Origin of the sequence: Streptosporangium sp. OZ121, assembly GCF_051918885.1 — a bacterium.
In the GTDB taxonomy this organism is placed as follows: domain Bacteria; phylum Actinomycetota; class Actinomycetes; order Streptosporangiales; family Streptosporangiaceae; genus Streptosporangium.
In genome coordinates this window covers 222,180-235,100 of sequence record NZ_JBPXMC010000007.1, presented here as the reverse complement: position 1 = coordinate 235,100, position 12,921 = coordinate 222,180, and the positions used below count along the sequence as shown (strand labels likewise).

Below are 12,921 nucleotides of genomic sequence, written 5' to 3'. Positions count from 1 at the left end.
ATCTAGTCCCAGTCCAGACCCTTGCGGCGCCACACGTACGCGTAGGCCACGAGCACGGTGACGATGAACAGCAGCATCTCGACCAACCCGAACAGCCCGAGCTGGTCGAACGCGACCGCCCACGGGTAGAGGAAGATGATCTCGATGTCGAACACGATGAACAGCATCGCGGTGACCATGTACTTCAGCGGGAAGCGGCCTCCGCCCACGGGCTGGGGCGTCGGCTCGATGCCGCATTCGTAGGCGTCGAGTTTCGCGCGGTTCCAGCGCTTGGGACCGGTGAAGGGGGCGATCGTCACCGAGAAGATCGCAAATCCCGCCGCGAGAACGGCGAGCACCAGGATGGGTGCGTACAACTCCATCGCTACGCCTCCTCTCCCATCTCCACGCGCGCCGGCGCGTAGCTCTGCGTTGTGGTGTATTTCGAAAGTCTAGGCAGGGCGATCATCGCCCCCGGTTCCAGGTGTCCGGCCCTCGTCGCTCTCATGCCGGTGGCGCCACCTTCGACAGGGCGTTGATGATGCGGTCGGACGCGTCACCCCGCCGGTCGGTGAGATTAGCAAGGAGCTTGAGCGCGAACCGCATCAGGTGGGGGTGCGGCAGCGCGTGACGCGTCGCGAAGTTCATCACACCGCGGTGCCCGATCAGCTCCACGAATCCCCTGCCGAGGGTGAAGTAACCACCGTATGCGTCTTTCAACGTCTGAGGGTAGGCGCGCAGCACGCGCTCCCGCTGCGCGGGGGTGACCCTGCCGAGCGCCTGGACGATCGTCTCGGCGGCGATGTGGCCGGTCTCCATCGCGTACGCGATGCCCTCGCCGTTGAACGGGTTGATCATCCCGCCGGCGTCGCCGACCAGCACCAGGCCCCGCGTGTAGTGCGGCTGGCGGTTGAAGGCCATCGGCAGCGCGGCGCCCCTGATGGGGGTCGTCATGTTCTCCTCGACGTAGCCCCACTCGGGGGGCATGCCCTTCACCCAGCGCTTGAGCAGGTCGCGGTAGTCCATGCCCTTGAAGGACTCGCTGGTGTTCAGCAGCCCCAGGCCCACGTTGGAGGTGCCGTCGCCGACACCGAAGATCCAGCCGTAGCCGGGCAGCAGGGTGTCGCCGTCCCACAGCTCCAGCCAGGTCTCCAGGTAGTCGTCGTCGTGGCGGGGGCTCTCGAAGTACGTCCGCACCGCGACGCCCATCGGGCGGTCCTCGCGCTTGTGCAGCCCCATCGCCAGGGAGATGCGGGTGGAGTTGCCGTCGGCGGCGACCACCAGCCGGGAGCGGTAGGTGACCTCCTCGCCGTCCCGCTTGGCGACCACGCCGACGATGTGCCCGCTGCGGTCGTCGAGGACCGGGGCGGTGACGTTCACCCCCTGCAGCAGGCGGACGCCCGCCTTGACCGCGTTGGCGGCCAGGATCTCGTCGAAGTCCTGGCGGGTGCGCACCAGGCCGAAGTCGGGGAAGCTCGACAGCTCCGGCCAGTCGAGTTCGAAGCGCATCCCGCCGCCGACCACGCGCAGGCCCTTGTTGCGGACCCAGCCGGGGGCGTCGATGTCGATCCCCATCGCGATGAGCTGCTTGACCGCTCGGGGCGTCAGCCCGTCGCCGCAGACCTTCTCGCGGGGGAAGGTGGTCTTCTCGAGCAGCAGGACGTCGAGCCCGGCCTGCGCGAGGTGGAATGCGGTTGTCGAACCGGCGGGCCCGGCGCCGACGACGATGACGTCGGCGTCAGCCTCAGCGACTTTCCGCTGTGTGGCGGCTGGCACGGTCACGGGACCTGTCCTGTCCTACACGCTGTGGGGGCCTCGGGGTAAGGGGCCTTTCGTTCCTTTGTGAAGAGCTTCACAAACTTGTCGGGCCGAAGTCTAACGCCTTTGCGGGGCAAAGTGTCAGGCGGGTGTTGCCCTCGTCGCCAATCTTCCACGCGGGGCGCTACGCGGGCTTGTACGCGCGGTGCAGGGCCACGATTCCCAGGCTCAGGTTGCGCCAGGCGACCCGTTCCCAGCCCGCTCCCTGAATGATCTTCGCCAACCCCGCCTGGTCCGGCCAGGCCCTGATCGACTCCGCCAGATACTCGTAGGAGTCGTCGTTGGAACCGAAGAGCTTCGCGGCCCGCGGCATCAGCTTCATCAGGTACTGCGAGTATACGAGGTCGAAGGACCTGGGCGTCGGGTGCGAGAACTCCAGGATCACCAGCCGCGCGCCGGGCCTGGCCACCCGGTACATCTCGCGCAGCGCCCGGCCGGTGTCGTGCACGTTGCGCAGCGCCGTGGAGATCGTCACCGCGTCGAAGACGCCGTCGGCGAAGGGCAGCCGCAGCGCGTCGCCCGCGACGAAGCTGACGCCCCGCACCCCGCCCCCGGAGATGCCGGAGCCGCCCCTGCGCCTCACCCCGGTGCGCAGCATGCCGAGCGAGAAGTCGGAGGCGATGGCGCGGGCACCCAGCGCGGTGAACGCGTCGGTCGACGTGCCGGTGCCCGCGCCGAGGTCGAGGACCAGCTCGCCGGGGCCCGCGTCGACGGCCGCGGCGGTGGCCTTGCGCCACAGCCGGACCTGGCCCAGGGAGATAACGTCGTTGACGAAGTCGTACCGCCTGGCCGTGCGATCGAACATCGCGGCGACCTCGTGCGGCTGCTTGTCCAGAGAAGCGCGCGTCATGACTCCCACCCTAGGCCCGCCCCGATAATCCACGGAAAGTAGTCATTCCATCACCTAGAGCATGCTAAAAATTGTCGAATGTTTGCCAGAGCCACTTGCCTGCTGGTCGCGGTCCTGACCCTGGTCCCCCCCGGGATCGCCGCCGCCGGCACCACGAAGCACAGCGGGGTCGTCTCGGCCGATCCGGCGAACACCACTCCCCACGTGCTGGACGGGATCGTCAACGCCATCGCGCTGGTGGGCGGCACGGTGGTGGTCGGCGGCTCGTTCGGCGAGGTGCGCGAGGCCGGGAGCGCGGGGGTGGCGAGAGTGCTGCCGCGCGCCAACCTCTTCGCCTACGACCTGGCCACCGGCCGGATCCTGCCCGGCTTCGCGCCGCGCCTCGACCGCCCGGTCCAGGCCCTGGCGGCGGGGGTCCGCGGCACCGTCTACGCGGGCGGGCGGTTCACGAGGACCGGTGGCGCGCGGACGCGCGGCCTGGCCCTGCTCCGGCTCTCCGACGGCTCCCCGGTGTCCCGTTTCGGCGCCCAGGTCCGCGGCGGCACGGTCACCGGTCTGGCCAGGATCGGCCGGCACCTCTACGCGGGCGGCGACTTCACCCACGTCGGCCCCGTCGCCCGTACGGCACTGGCCAGGATCGACGCCGTCACCGGCGAGGCCGACCCGTCCTTCACGATCGAGCCGGGCGCGCCCAGGGGAGGCAGGACCAGGGTCCACGCGATCTCCCTCAGCCACGGCAGGCTCGCGGTCGGCGGCGACTTCACCACGCTCGGCGGCCTGCCGCGGGCCCAGCTCGGCCTGATCGCCGTCGCCCCCCCTGCCGTCACCGCGCCGGACGCCCCGTCGCCGGGTCTCCTCGCCTCGCCCGCCGAGGTGGCGCCGTGGCGGACCGACGCCTACCGGGGCCGGTGCAGGGCCGACTTCCCCGGCTACGTGCGGGGCCTGGACTTCGCCCCCGACGGGAGCTATCTCGCCGTCGTCACGACCGGCGGGCCCGGGGGCCGGGACAGGATGTGCGACACCGCCGCCCGGTTCGAGACCCGCGCCCCGTCCGAGACCGGCGCGGTGCGCCCGACGTGGGTGAACCACACCGGGGGTGACTCGCTGTACGCGGTGGCGGCGACGGGGGCGGCCGTCTACGTCGGCGGGCACCAGCGCTGGCTGAACAATCCGGACGGTCGCGACTCGGCGGGCCCCGGGGCGGTGGCGCGGCCGGGGATCGGCGCGATCCACCCGCGCACCGGCAGGGCCCTGGCATGGAACCCGACGCGTGACCGCGGAATCGGGATCAAGGCATTCCTCGCGCACCCCGGCGGATTACTGGTTGGTAGTGACACAACTCGTCTTGGTCACGAGTACCATGCCCGAGTCGGCATGTTCCCGTTGCCGATCACTCCCGATTCTTAGTGATTCGCTCGCTCATCGCGTCTCTCTGCTTCGAGAGCAGGACGTAACTGGCCACACCGCTGATCAGGAATGCGACGATCAGCAGGGCCAGGGGCTCGCGCAGGCCGAGGATATAGAGCACTCCTAGAGTCACGGCCAGCAGACCGGCCCGGGACGCGGTGTAAACGATGACGGGACGCACGGTGTCAAGGCTACGTCACCTCGCCCGCGCGGTCTCGATCGCGGTGCCGCACGGGTAACTCTTCGCATCTACTGCGAGCGCTGCTAGTCTTCCCAAGAGATCTGTTTCGTAAAGAAACACCCACGAGAGTCCCAAAAAGGCTCTATCATATAACAATCGGGCAGGCAGTAGATAACAACCCGTGATCTTTGTTGAAAACCACGGATAAATCAGGCTTCGCTCGGCACACTGGTTACCTGTCCGCCCGCTGGCAGGAAGCGGGATGCGAGGGGGAGAGATTGTGGAGAGTAGCAGCGAGCGTCTGCTGACGCCCGGAGAGGTTGCCGCCCTCTTCCGGGTCGACCCAAAGACGGTTACACGCTGGGCCGCGGCAGGCCGTATCAGCAGCATCCGTACCCCCGGAGGGCACCGGCGTTTCCGCGAGTCGGAAGTGCACGCCCTTCTGCGTGGAGAGGACGTCTTGACGGCCGAACGGCCGGCAGGCGAGTCCCCGCGCGTCTGACGACTTAGGACGTCACACCATCGGTGATCCTGCGCGCCTTACCCGGAAGCCGCAGGGTCACCGTGGAGTCGTGTGAGGTACGACACGACACGGACGGTGACCTCCCCCGTCACCGGACCACCCGCCCCGCCGGGCCCGCCGCCGCGTCCCGCGTCCGGAACCACCCGGCGCGCCCCGGCCCCCGATCTCCCCGGTGCCGGCTCTCCCGCCCGGCCCAGGCCTCCGGCCTCGAAGCCGGCTCAGGCCCCCGCCGCGGCCTCGACGCCCCTCAGGTCTCCTGCTCGGCCTTGAAGGCCAGGAACTCCCGCTCCAGCTCGTCGTTCTCCTCCAGCCACCGCCGCCGCCGCTCGGCCCACTCCTCCTCGGTGAGCGACTCGGCCAGCCAGCGGTCGTAGTCGGGATCCCCCGGAGAGACCTCCACGTAGGCATTGCCGATCAGACGCCCGTCATCGCTGGCCAGGGTCTGCGGCACGCGCAGGGTCCCGTCAGCGAGTCTGACGACGTACATCCAGATCACCTAGATTCCGTAGCGCCGGTTGAAGAACAACATGACGTTGAGCGCCATTCGCGTGTCGCCGCCCAGCATGTCGACCAGCGCGGGGCGCTGCCGGGAGACGATCGCGGCGAAGGCGTCGGCGAAGAACTCCTTGCGGCCCAGGTCGCCCGACTGGAGATGGAACCCCGAGGCCAGCGCGGGGACGCACTGGGCGTAGAGGGCGGCGAACTCCGGGGAGTCGGAGACCCAGTCGCCGTGGGGGGCGTCCACGTCGTCCAGGGCGTGCCCGACCTCGTGCATCATCACGTCGGGGGTGGGCGAGGGCCGGTCTCCCACCACGATCTTGCGGTCGCCGTACGCCCCCGCGCACACGTCCCACGTCGCCCGGCCCGAGGGAAGCGGCGCGCCGCGCAGGTATCCCATGTCGTCCAGGTCGGGCACCCCGCCCGCGCCGACGTAGATGCCGTCGAGACCGTCGGCCAGCTTGTCCTTCAGCCCGTCGGGCAGCCTCGCCAGGCTCTCCACCGCCCGTACGACCTCGGGGGGCGGTGTCTCCCGCCTCGAGTCCCACTGGCGGTGCAGGATGCGCTCCAGGCGCCCGCAGTGGCGCAGGCCGTCGCCCAGGTCCGGGGTGTCGGGGGAGTTGGGCTGGGCCCGGGGGCTCTCGTCGTCGAGCTCGAAGTCCTTCCAGGTGTACTGCGGCCGGTCGGCCACCGGGGCCGTGACCGTCCCGACCCGGCGCTCGGCCTCGCGGGGGACCTCACGCGGAGCCTCCCGCAGGGCACTCTCCGCACGCGTGGCCGGACCCCGCTGCCACCACCGCCGTCGATGGCGGCCCTTGTCGCCCGAATGTGCCATCACACCCCCTGGGGAAGTGGCAACGGGTCCACGGTACGGGGTCGGACCCTTGCCAGTCATCCGTAACGCGGAGCCGGACCGCAGCAGGCCTCACGATGGCTTACAGTTCGGGCATGCCCCTGCTTGTCGGTCTGGCGATACTCGCCTTCTGGCTTTACTGCCTGTTCGACGTCATCACCACGCCGGACGAGGAGTCCAGGAACCTGCCCAAACTTCTCTGGGTGCTCATCGTGGTGCTGATGCCGATCGCCGGGGGAGCCTTCTGGCTGCTGCTCGGCCGGCCGACCGGCCCCCGGGCGCCACGATCGCTCCTGGCCGAGGAAAGGCCGCCGCGCGCCGAGGCCCCGAAAGGCCCCGACGACGACCCCGACTTCCTCAAGGACCTCGACCGCCGCCTGCGCGACGAAGACTGAGACGGCGATCGACCGGCCGGTGTGGCCGGTACGGCCGATCGACCGGGAATTCCGGCACGGAAACCCGCCGGGAATCCGGCGGGAAATCAGCGTGAACTCCGGCGCGGGAATTCGCCGGAAAATTCCAGCGTGAAAATTCGGCCCGAGGAAATCTCGGCATCGAGAATCATCGCGGTGCCGGGAATCAGCCGGGAACTCAGGGAACCTCGGCGTAGGAGTGCAGTCCCCCGAGGAAAATGTTCACCCCGACCAGGTTGAACAGCAGGCAGGCGAAGGCGACGAGCTGCACGATCATGGCCGCCTTTCCCTTCCAGCCCGCGGTGGCCCTGGCGTGCAGGTACGCGGCGTAGGCGATCCAGGTGATGAACGCCCAGATCTCCTTGGGGTCCCAGCCCCAGTAACGGCCCCACGCCTTGTCCGCCCAGAGCGCCCCGGCGATGACGGCGAAGGTCCAGATCGGGAAGCCGATCACGATGGCCCGGTGCGCGACCCGCTCCAGGTCCCGCCGGGACGGCAGCCGGACCGCGGTGTCCTTCCTGACCAGGTAGAGGATGCCGGAGACCCCGGCCACGATGAACAGCCCGCTGGCGACGATGGCCGCGGAAACGTGGATCGCGACCCAGTACGAGTTCAGCGCGGGCACCACGGGACCGGCCTGCACGTGCAGGTACCGTACGGCGAACCCGAGCCCCAGCGCGGCCGCTACCGTGACGAACGCGCCCAGGAAGCGGACCGGGTAGCGGAGCTGCATGAACAGGAACGCGCTCACCGCCGCGAAGCACATCGCGACCACGAACTCGTACATGTTGCCCCACGGCCACCGGTCCACGGCCAGGCCTCGGGTGAGGAGGGAGGCGAGGTTGGCGGCCCAGCCGAGCCAGCTCAGCCCGACGGCCACCGGTCCCGCCCACACCGCCCAGGCGGGCGGTGCCTTCTCCGCGGGACCGCCCTCGGCGGCGGAGCCGGTGCCGGCCGGGGCGGCGCCCCCGCCGACGGTGGCCAGAACGGGCCGGTCCGCACGGGCCGACGCCCCCGCTGACCGGCCGAAGGCCAGGTCGAGGGCGTAAGCGATCATTGCGGAGACGTAGAGCAGCACCGTCGCCAGGATGAGCTGGTCGCTCAACGTGGCGAGGCCTGCGTCGACCTCAGCGGACATCCTTCACTCCTGAATCGGGAACTCCCGGGTCCAAAACTCCTGGGTTCAAAGCGGAGACGATCTCGGTGAACTCCTCGCTGAAATCGCCACCCTCGGTGCGCGTGAGGCCACCCGCCTCGACCTCGCGGCCCTCGTGGATCCGCACCCACACCCTGCGGCGGCGGACGGTCAGGGTCAGTACGAGACCGACGACGGCGAGGACCGAGGCCACGAGCGCGGGCATCCGGCCCGGGTCGTGGGTGATCTGCAGGGCGATCCACTCCCTGACACCGGTGAACTCGATCGAGCCCGCGCCGTTCGGGAGCGTGAGCTTCTTGCCGACTGCCAGCGGGTCGGCCTTCATGACCAGCGGCTTCATCTTCTTCAGACTCGCCGGATCGAGCTCGTAGACCGACTGCGGCCGGCCGTCCTTCAGGCCCAGGTCACCGGCGAAGGCGCCGTACACCTGGGCGGTGGGGTTGGCGGCGCCCGGGAAGACCGACACCCACTCGGCGCCCATCGGGACGGTCGTCGGCAGGAAGCCGACGAGGATGCCGAGCTGCTCGGGCTGCGCGTCCGGAACCTTGATCACGCACTCGGAGGTGAAGGTGGCGGGCTGGACGACCAGGCAGGGCACCGGCCCGTCGAAGGCGACCTGGCCCTTGCCGTCGGTGATCCTGAAGGTCGGCGCGTAGCCGTGGTCGATCAGGTAGCTCAGCGTGCCGTTGACGTCCAGCGGCTCGTTGACCTTCAGGACGTAGTCGCGCGGGGCGGCGCCCGGGGCGTCCTCGACCTTGAGCCTGGCCTCGTAGTCGAGGGCCTGCCCGGCCTTCTCGCCCTTGGCGATGTAGGTCGCCTGGAAGTCGTCGACGGTGAACGAGAACGGCTCCAGCGACTCGGCGTTCACCTGCTGGCCGGGCATGTAGCGGTCATAGGCCGCGACCGTGTTGGCGAACCCCTCGCCCTCCACGACCAGCACGTTGCCCCGGTAGCCGTACAGCGCCCCGGCCCCGACCGCGACCAGCAGGCCGAGCAGGGCCACGTGGAAGAGCAGGTTGCCGGTCTCGCGCAGGTAGCCCTTCTCCCCGGCGACCCAGCCGGGCCCCGTGGTCACCCGGAACCGCCTGGCGCGCAGCCTCTTGGCGACCTCCTCCACGGTCAGGTCGGCCTCGAAGGAGGCGTGCTGCGGCAGCCTGCTCAGGTTGCGCGGCGCGGCGGGCGGCTTCCTGCGCAGCTCCCGCAGGTGGGTCGCGGTCCGGGGGAGCACGCAGCCGATCAGGGACACGAACAGCAGAAGGTAGATCGCGGCGAACCAGGGCGCCCGGAACACGTCGAACAGCCAGAACCTGTCCAGCCACTCGGCCAGCTGGGGGCTGTCCTCGAAGTACTGGAAGACCTTGGCGTCGGAGACGCCGCGCTGCGGCCAGATCGAGCCGGGGATGGAGCCCAGAGCGAACAGGAACAGCAGGATCAGCGCGGTCCGCATCGAGGTGAGCGTCCGCCAGAACCAGCGCGCCCACCCCACGACCCCGAAGCCCGTGGGCCGCTGCGCCTCGCTCACCTTTCGCTCCCCCGTCCTCGGGTCGACGGACACCATCAGATCACCGGCTCGAATCCGCCGACCCAGCCCTGCGTCATCGCGACGAGCTGCTCCCAGAGCCCGGTGACGAGCAGCACGCCGACGACGACCAGCATGACGCCGCCCGCCCGCGTGATCAGCTGCGAGTGCCGGCGCACCGCCTTGAACGTCCTCAGCGCCCTGCTGTACGCCAGCCCGGCCGCCACGAACGGCAGGCCGAGGCCGAGCGCGTACGCGAAGGCGAGGATCGCGCCGCGACCGGCGCTGCCCTCGTTCAGGCCGAGGGTGAGCACGACCCCGAGGGTGGGGCCGATGCAGGGGGTCCAGCCCAGGCCGAACACCAGGCCGAGCAGGGGTGCCCCGGCCAGGCCGGCGGCCGGGAGCCGGTGGATGCGGAAGTCGCGCTGCAGGCCCGGGACGACCCCCATGAAGGCCAGGCCGAGCACGATCGTGAGGACGCCCAGCACCCGGGTGATGATCGCTGCGTTGCCGAACAGGGCCGCGCCGAGGCCGCCGAAGAGCGCTCCCCCGGCCACGAACACGGTCGCGAAGCCCAGGACGAACAGCACGATGCCCGCGACCATGCGCCCCCGCCGGGGGTCGGCGCTCATGCCGGTCACGTACGACAGGTAGCCGGGAACCAGCGGCAGCACGCACGGCGACAGGAACGACACCAGCCCGGCCGCGACCGCGATCGGCAGCGCCAGCGCCAGCGAGCCGCTCGCGACGGTGCCCACGAGGTCGGCGTTCATCGCGGGCCCGGCCGTCGCCCGGAGCCGTTATCTCTCATCGCGGACCTTGGTCACGGCGGCGAGGAGGTCGCTGTACTTGACCGCGCCCAGGGCCCTGGCGGCGATCCGGCCCTGGCGGTCGATGATCAGGGTGGAGGGGATGGCGGCGGGCGGGACCGTGCCCTGGAAGGAGAGCGCGACCTTGCCCGGCTGGTCGAAGATGCTCGGGTAACCGGACTGGTGGCTGCGCTCGAACGCGAGCGCGTCGGCCTTGCGGTCCTTGAAGTCGATGCCGAGGAACTCCACGCCGTCGGCCTTCGTCTTGGCGGAGATGTCCTTGAGCACCGGCGCCTCGGCCCGGCAGGGCGCGCACCAGGAGGCCCAGAAGTTGAGCACCACGATCTTGCCCTTGTGGGCCGCGAGGGTCGCGGTGCCCCCGTCGAGGGTCTCCCCCTCCACCTTCGGGGCGACCTTGCGGTCCGCGGCCTGGAACAGGGTGATCTTGCCGTCACCGGCCACGAAGCGGGTGTCGCCGGTCTGCGGCTGCGATCCCTGGGTTCCGGCGCATCCGGCCACGGCGACGAGCAGCGCGGCGGCGGCGAAGGATTGTGCGCGCATGGGTGACGGAGGCTCCCTGTACTACAACCGGTAGAGCAATCACTGTACCGGCGAGGTCAGGCGCCCGGCACAGTGGGGCGTTTGACGAGCGCCGCCGCGGGCTCGCTGTATCCGACGCCGATCAGACGGTTTCCCTCGAAGGAGAAGCTCGTGAGGCTGGCGAGACCGCACTGCCTGCGGCGCGGATCGTGCGGCAGGCGCCTGCCCTCGGCGGCGAGCCTGATGGTCCAGATCGGAAGCTGGTGGCTGACCATGATCGCTTCATGGCCGCGCGCCGCGTCGCGGGCGGTCTCGATCGCGGCCCTCATCCGGCTGACCAGGTGGGTGTAGCGCTCCCCCCAGGAGGGGCGGAGCGGGTTCCACAGGTAGCGGTAGAAGCGCGGGTTGCGGAAGAGACCGTCACCCCTGCCGAGGGAGAGGCCCTCGAAGATGTTCTCGGCCTCGATGAGCCGCTCGTCGACCGTGACGTCCAGGCCGAAGGTCGCGGCGAGCGGCGCCGCCGTCTCCTGGGCACGCTCCAGCGGCGAGGAGAAAAGCGCGGTGACGTCCCGTCCGGCGACCGTCTTGGCCACCGTCTCGGCCATCTGCCGGCCATTGTCGGAGAGGTGGTAGTCGGGAAGCCTGCCGTACAGGACGTTGGCGGGATTGTGCACCTCACCGTGGCGCAGGAGGTGAACGACGGTGGTCTCAGGCATGGTGTCGCCAGCCTACCGACATGTACGGGTTGGTGGCCGGGCAGGTGGGCCACCCGGGTCGGATGGGGCAGGATAGGGTCACCGCGTGAGCCCCCTCGCGCTCGCCCTCGTCCTCTCCTCCGCCGTCGCCCACGCCTGCTGGAACCTGATGAGCAAGCAGGCGGCAGAGGCCGACGGCGTCGTCTTCGTCTGGATGGTGGCCGCCGCCTCCGCCCTGGTCTGGACGCCGGTCACGGTGGGCTACCTCCTCCTCGGCGGCACCGGCCCCTCCTGGGCCGGCCTCGGGGTGATCGCCGCGAGCACCACGCTGCACCTGGGCTACTTCATGCTGCTGCAGCGCGGCTACCGGCACGGCGACCTGTCGATGGTCTACCCGATCGCCCGCGGTACCGGACCGCTGCTGGCCAGCCTGGTCGCCGTCCTGTTCCTGGGCGAGCGGCCGGGCCCCGCCGGCATCGCCGGGATCGTGCTGGTCGGGGTGGGCGTGCTCCTGCTCGGCGCGGCGCGCCGGCCCGGCCGCCGGGACCTGAGCGGGATCGGGTTCGGGCTGGCCACCGGGCTGTTCATCGCGGCGTACACCGTCTGGGACAAGCAGGTCGTCAGCGCCTTCGCGGTCGCGCCGATCCTGCTCAACTACGGCGGCGACCTCGGGCGCACCCTGGTCCTGACCGCTCCGGCGCTCGGCCCCCGCCGCAGGGGCCTGATCCTGCCCGTCTGGCGCGAGCACCGGGCGCGGGTGCTGGGCGCGGCGGTGCTGATGCCGCTCTCCTACCTCCTGGCGCTGACCGCGTACACGTTCTCGCCGATCAGCGCGGTGGCCCCGGTACGGGAGGTCAGCGTGCTCGTGGCGGTGGTGCTCGGCGGCCGGCTGCTGGCCGAGGGCGACCTGACCCGGCGGCTGCTGGCGGCCTGCGTCATCGTCGGCGGCGTGGTGACGATCGCCCTCGGCTAGCGGCGCCGGGAACCAGGGCGACATCAGCGGACCTTCGGAGCCGGACGCTCCGTTCGGATGCCGGTCCGGCATGCGACCGGGCGGTCCCCGGCCGCGTGTCTCTCCGGTTCCGAAACCATGTGCGAGCCACCCGGATGGGCCTTTACCCTCCAAGCATGGATCTTCGCGAGGAACTTCCGAGCGACGGACCGGCCGTACGGGATGTTCACCTACGGGCGTTCGGCGACCATGGCCTTGTCGTGGCCGACCTGGTCGACACCCTCCGGGCCACCATCGCGCCCGAGGACGGTCTCTCGCTGGTCGCCGAGTACGACAGGCAGGTCGTCGGCCATGTCATGTTCACCCGCGGTCTCCTCGATGCCCCTCGGCGGCTGGTTGACGTGCAGGTCCTCAGTCCGCTGGCCGTGCTGCCCGAGCTCCAGGAGCGCGGTGTCGGCTCGGCCCTGGTCCGGCACGGACTGGGGATCCTCGCCGAGCGGGCCGTTCCCCTCGTCTTCCTGGAGGGCGATCCGGGCTACTACTCGCGTTTCGGCTTCGTGCCCGGTGGTGGCCTGGGCTTCCGAAAGCCGTCCCTGCGTATCCCGGACGGCGCCTTCCAGGCCATCAAACTCCCGGAGTACGAACCGTGGATGACGGGGACGCTGGTCTACGCGGAGCCGTTCTGGCGGCATGACGCAGTTGGCCTGCGTGACCCCGGCGCACGGTGA

At 70.3% G+C, this 12,921-nt stretch carries 16 protein-coding genes; 5 read left to right on the top strand and 11 right to left on the bottom strand.

Annotated features, from left to right (window positions below; all coding sequences use genetic code 11):
* Positions 1 to 2 precede the first annotated feature (2 nt).
* From ACTOQ1_RS16335 to ACTOQ1_RS16325, 3 genes are all read right to left on the bottom strand, one after another.
* Positions 3 to 362 carry an NADH-quinone oxidoreductase subunit A gene (locus ACTOQ1_RS16335; protein WP_440067972.1) on the bottom strand — a complete coding sequence of 120 codons (360 nt, stop codon included), beginning with the start codon at positions 360 to 362 and terminating at the stop codon, positions 3 to 5.
* A 121-nt stretch (positions 363 to 483) separates the two neighbouring features.
* A complete protein-coding gene (locus ACTOQ1_RS16330) occupies positions 484 to 1,761 on the bottom strand; it encodes a geranylgeranyl reductase family protein (protein ID WP_362690182.1) in 1,278 nt (425 codons plus the stop codon).
* 160 nt (positions 1,762 to 1,921) lie between these two features.
* A complete protein-coding gene (locus tag ACTOQ1_RS16325) occupies positions 1,922 to 2,647 on the bottom strand; it encodes a demethylmenaquinone methyltransferase (protein ID WP_440067970.1) in 726 nt (241 codons plus the stop codon).
* Between the two features lie 78 nt (positions 2,648 to 2,725).
* On the opposite strand from ACTOQ1_RS16325, the gene ACTOQ1_RS16320 reads away from it, so the two are divergent.
* A complete protein-coding gene (locus ACTOQ1_RS16320) occupies positions 2,726 to 4,054 on the top strand; it encodes a hypothetical protein (protein WP_440067968.1) in 1,329 nt (442 codons plus the stop codon).
* Here the strand turns inward: ACTOQ1_RS16320 and ACTOQ1_RS16315 are convergent.
* Complete coding sequence (locus ACTOQ1_RS16315) at positions 4,038 to 4,235, bottom strand: DUF4229 domain-containing protein (protein ID WP_440067966.1); 198 nt, start codon at positions 4,233 to 4,235, stop codon at positions 4,038 to 4,040. The two genes, ACTOQ1_RS16320 and ACTOQ1_RS16315, sit on opposite strands and share 17 nt — an antisense overlap.
* A gap of 262 nt (positions 4,236 to 4,497) precedes the next feature.
* Here ACTOQ1_RS16315 and ACTOQ1_RS16310 point away from each other — a divergent pair, with 262 nt between their 5' ends.
* Positions 4,498 to 4,737 (top strand): BldC family transcriptional regulator, encoded by a 240-nt coding sequence (locus ACTOQ1_RS16310; RefSeq protein ID WP_012887349.1) that lies wholly within the window; start codon positions 4,498 to 4,500, stop codon positions 4,735 to 4,737.
* A 268-nt stretch (positions 4,738 to 5,005) separates the two neighbouring features.
* Here ACTOQ1_RS16310 and ACTOQ1_RS16305 read toward each other — a convergent pair whose 3' ends face one another.
* Positions 5,006 to 5,245 (bottom strand): hypothetical protein, encoded by a 240-nt coding sequence (locus ACTOQ1_RS16305; RefSeq protein WP_440067964.1) that lies wholly within the window; start codon positions 5,243 to 5,245, stop codon positions 5,006 to 5,008.
* Positions 5,246 to 5,254: 9 nt separating this feature from the next.
* The gene (locus ACTOQ1_RS16300) at positions 5,255 to 6,091 is read right to left on the bottom strand and encodes a hypothetical protein (protein ID WP_440067962.1); all 837 of its coding nucleotides are present in this window, start codon (positions 6,089 to 6,091) and stop codon (positions 5,255 to 5,257) included.
* A gap of 113 nt (positions 6,092 to 6,204) precedes the next feature.
* Between ACTOQ1_RS16300 and ACTOQ1_RS16295 the strand changes: the two genes are divergently transcribed.
* Positions 6,205 to 6,504 (top strand): PLD nuclease N-terminal domain-containing protein, encoded by a 300-nt coding sequence (locus tag ACTOQ1_RS16295; protein ID WP_440067960.1) that lies wholly within the window; start codon positions 6,205 to 6,207, stop codon positions 6,502 to 6,504.
* A 196-nt stretch (positions 6,505 to 6,700) separates the two neighbouring features.
* Here ACTOQ1_RS16295 and ccsA read toward each other — a convergent pair whose 3' ends face one another.
* From ccsA to ACTOQ1_RS16270, 5 genes are read right to left on the bottom strand one after another with little or no spacing between them, the layout of a single operon-like run.
* Complete coding sequence (gene ccsA / locus ACTOQ1_RS16290) at positions 6,701 to 7,660, bottom strand: cytochrome c biogenesis protein CcsA (protein WP_440067958.1); 960 nt, start codon at positions 7,658 to 7,660, stop codon at positions 6,701 to 6,703.
* Positions 7,650 to 9,200: a cytochrome c biogenesis protein ResB gene (resB, locus tag ACTOQ1_RS16285; protein ID WP_440067956.1), complete on the bottom strand. Its 1,551-nt coding sequence runs from the start codon at positions 9,198 to 9,200 to the stop codon at positions 7,650 to 7,652. Before resB ends, ccsA begins: the two co-directional genes overlap by 11 nt.
* Before the next feature lie 35 nt (positions 9,201 to 9,235).
* Positions 9,236 to 9,970 carry a cytochrome c biogenesis CcdA family protein gene (locus ACTOQ1_RS16280; RefSeq protein ID WP_440067954.1) on the bottom strand — a complete coding sequence of 245 codons (735 nt, stop codon included), beginning with the start codon at positions 9,968 to 9,970 and terminating at the stop codon, positions 9,236 to 9,238.
* A 27-nt stretch (positions 9,971 to 9,997) separates the two neighbouring features.
* Entirely contained in the window at positions 9,998 to 10,567 is a 570-nt protein-coding gene (locus ACTOQ1_RS16275) for a TlpA family protein disulfide reductase (RefSeq protein ID WP_440067953.1), read from the bottom strand.
* Positions 10,568 to 10,623: 56 nt separating this feature from the next.
* Positions 10,624 to 11,262, bottom strand: a complete 639-nt coding sequence (locus ACTOQ1_RS16270) for a histidine phosphatase family protein (protein ID WP_440067951.1) — start codon at positions 11,260 to 11,262, stop codon at positions 10,624 to 10,626.
* Between the two features lie 85 nt (positions 11,263 to 11,347).
* Between ACTOQ1_RS16270 and ACTOQ1_RS16265 the strand changes: the two genes are divergently transcribed.
* Both ACTOQ1_RS16265 and ACTOQ1_RS16260 read left to right on the top strand, forming a co-directional pair.
* Positions 11,348 to 12,214, top strand: a complete 867-nt coding sequence (locus tag ACTOQ1_RS16265; protein ID WP_440067950.1) for an EamA family transporter — start codon at positions 11,348 to 11,350, stop codon at positions 12,212 to 12,214.
* A gap of 155 nt (positions 12,215 to 12,369) precedes the next feature.
* Positions 12,370 to 12,921 (top strand): GNAT family N-acetyltransferase, encoded by a 552-nt coding sequence (locus ACTOQ1_RS16260; RefSeq protein WP_440067948.1) that lies wholly within the window; start codon positions 12,370 to 12,372, stop codon positions 12,919 to 12,921.

Coding starts and splice junctions, on each gene's coding strand:
- ACTOQ1_RS16335 (WP_440067972.1), bottom strand. CDS start 362: ATGGAGTTGTACGCACCCATCCTGGTGCTCGCCGTTCTCGCGGCGGGA.
- ACTOQ1_RS16325 (WP_440067970.1), bottom strand. CDS start 2,647: ATGACGCGCGCTTCTCTGGACAAGCAGCCGCACGAGGTCGCCGCGATG.
- ACTOQ1_RS16320 (WP_440067968.1), top strand. CDS start 2,726: ATGTTTGCCAGAGCCACTTGCCTGCTGGTCGCGGTCCTGACCCTGGTC.
- ACTOQ1_RS16310 (WP_012887349.1), top strand. CDS start 4,498: ATGCGAGGGGGAGAGATTGTGGAGAGTAGCAGCGAGCGTCTGCTGACG.
- ACTOQ1_RS16305 (WP_440067964.1), bottom strand. CDS start 5,245: ATGTACGTCGTCAGACTCGCTGACGGGACCCTGCGCGTGCCGCAGACC.
- ACTOQ1_RS16300 (WP_440067962.1), bottom strand. CDS start 6,091: ATGGCACATTCGGGCGACAAGGGCCGCCATCGACGGCGGTGGTGGCAG.
- ACTOQ1_RS16295 (WP_440067960.1), top strand. CDS start 6,205: ATGCCCCTGCTTGTCGGTCTGGCGATACTCGCCTTCTGGCTTTACTGC.
- ccsA (WP_440067958.1), bottom strand. CDS start 7,660: ATGTCCGCTGAGGTCGACGCAGGCCTCGCCACGTTGAGCGACCAGCTC.
- ACTOQ1_RS16280 (WP_440067954.1), bottom strand. CDS start 9,970: ATGAACGCCGACCTCGTGGGCACCGTCGCGAGCGGCTCGCTGGCGCTG.
- ACTOQ1_RS16275 (WP_440067953.1), bottom strand. CDS start 10,567: ATGCGCGCACAATCCTTCGCCGCCGCCGCGCTGCTCGTCGCCGTGGCC.
- ACTOQ1_RS16270 (WP_440067951.1), bottom strand. CDS start 11,262: ATGCCTGAGACCACCGTCGTTCACCTCCTGCGCCACGGTGAGGTGCAC.
- ACTOQ1_RS16260 (WP_440067948.1), top strand. CDS start 12,370: ATGGATCTTCGCGAGGAACTTCCGAGCGACGGACCGGCCGTACGGGAT.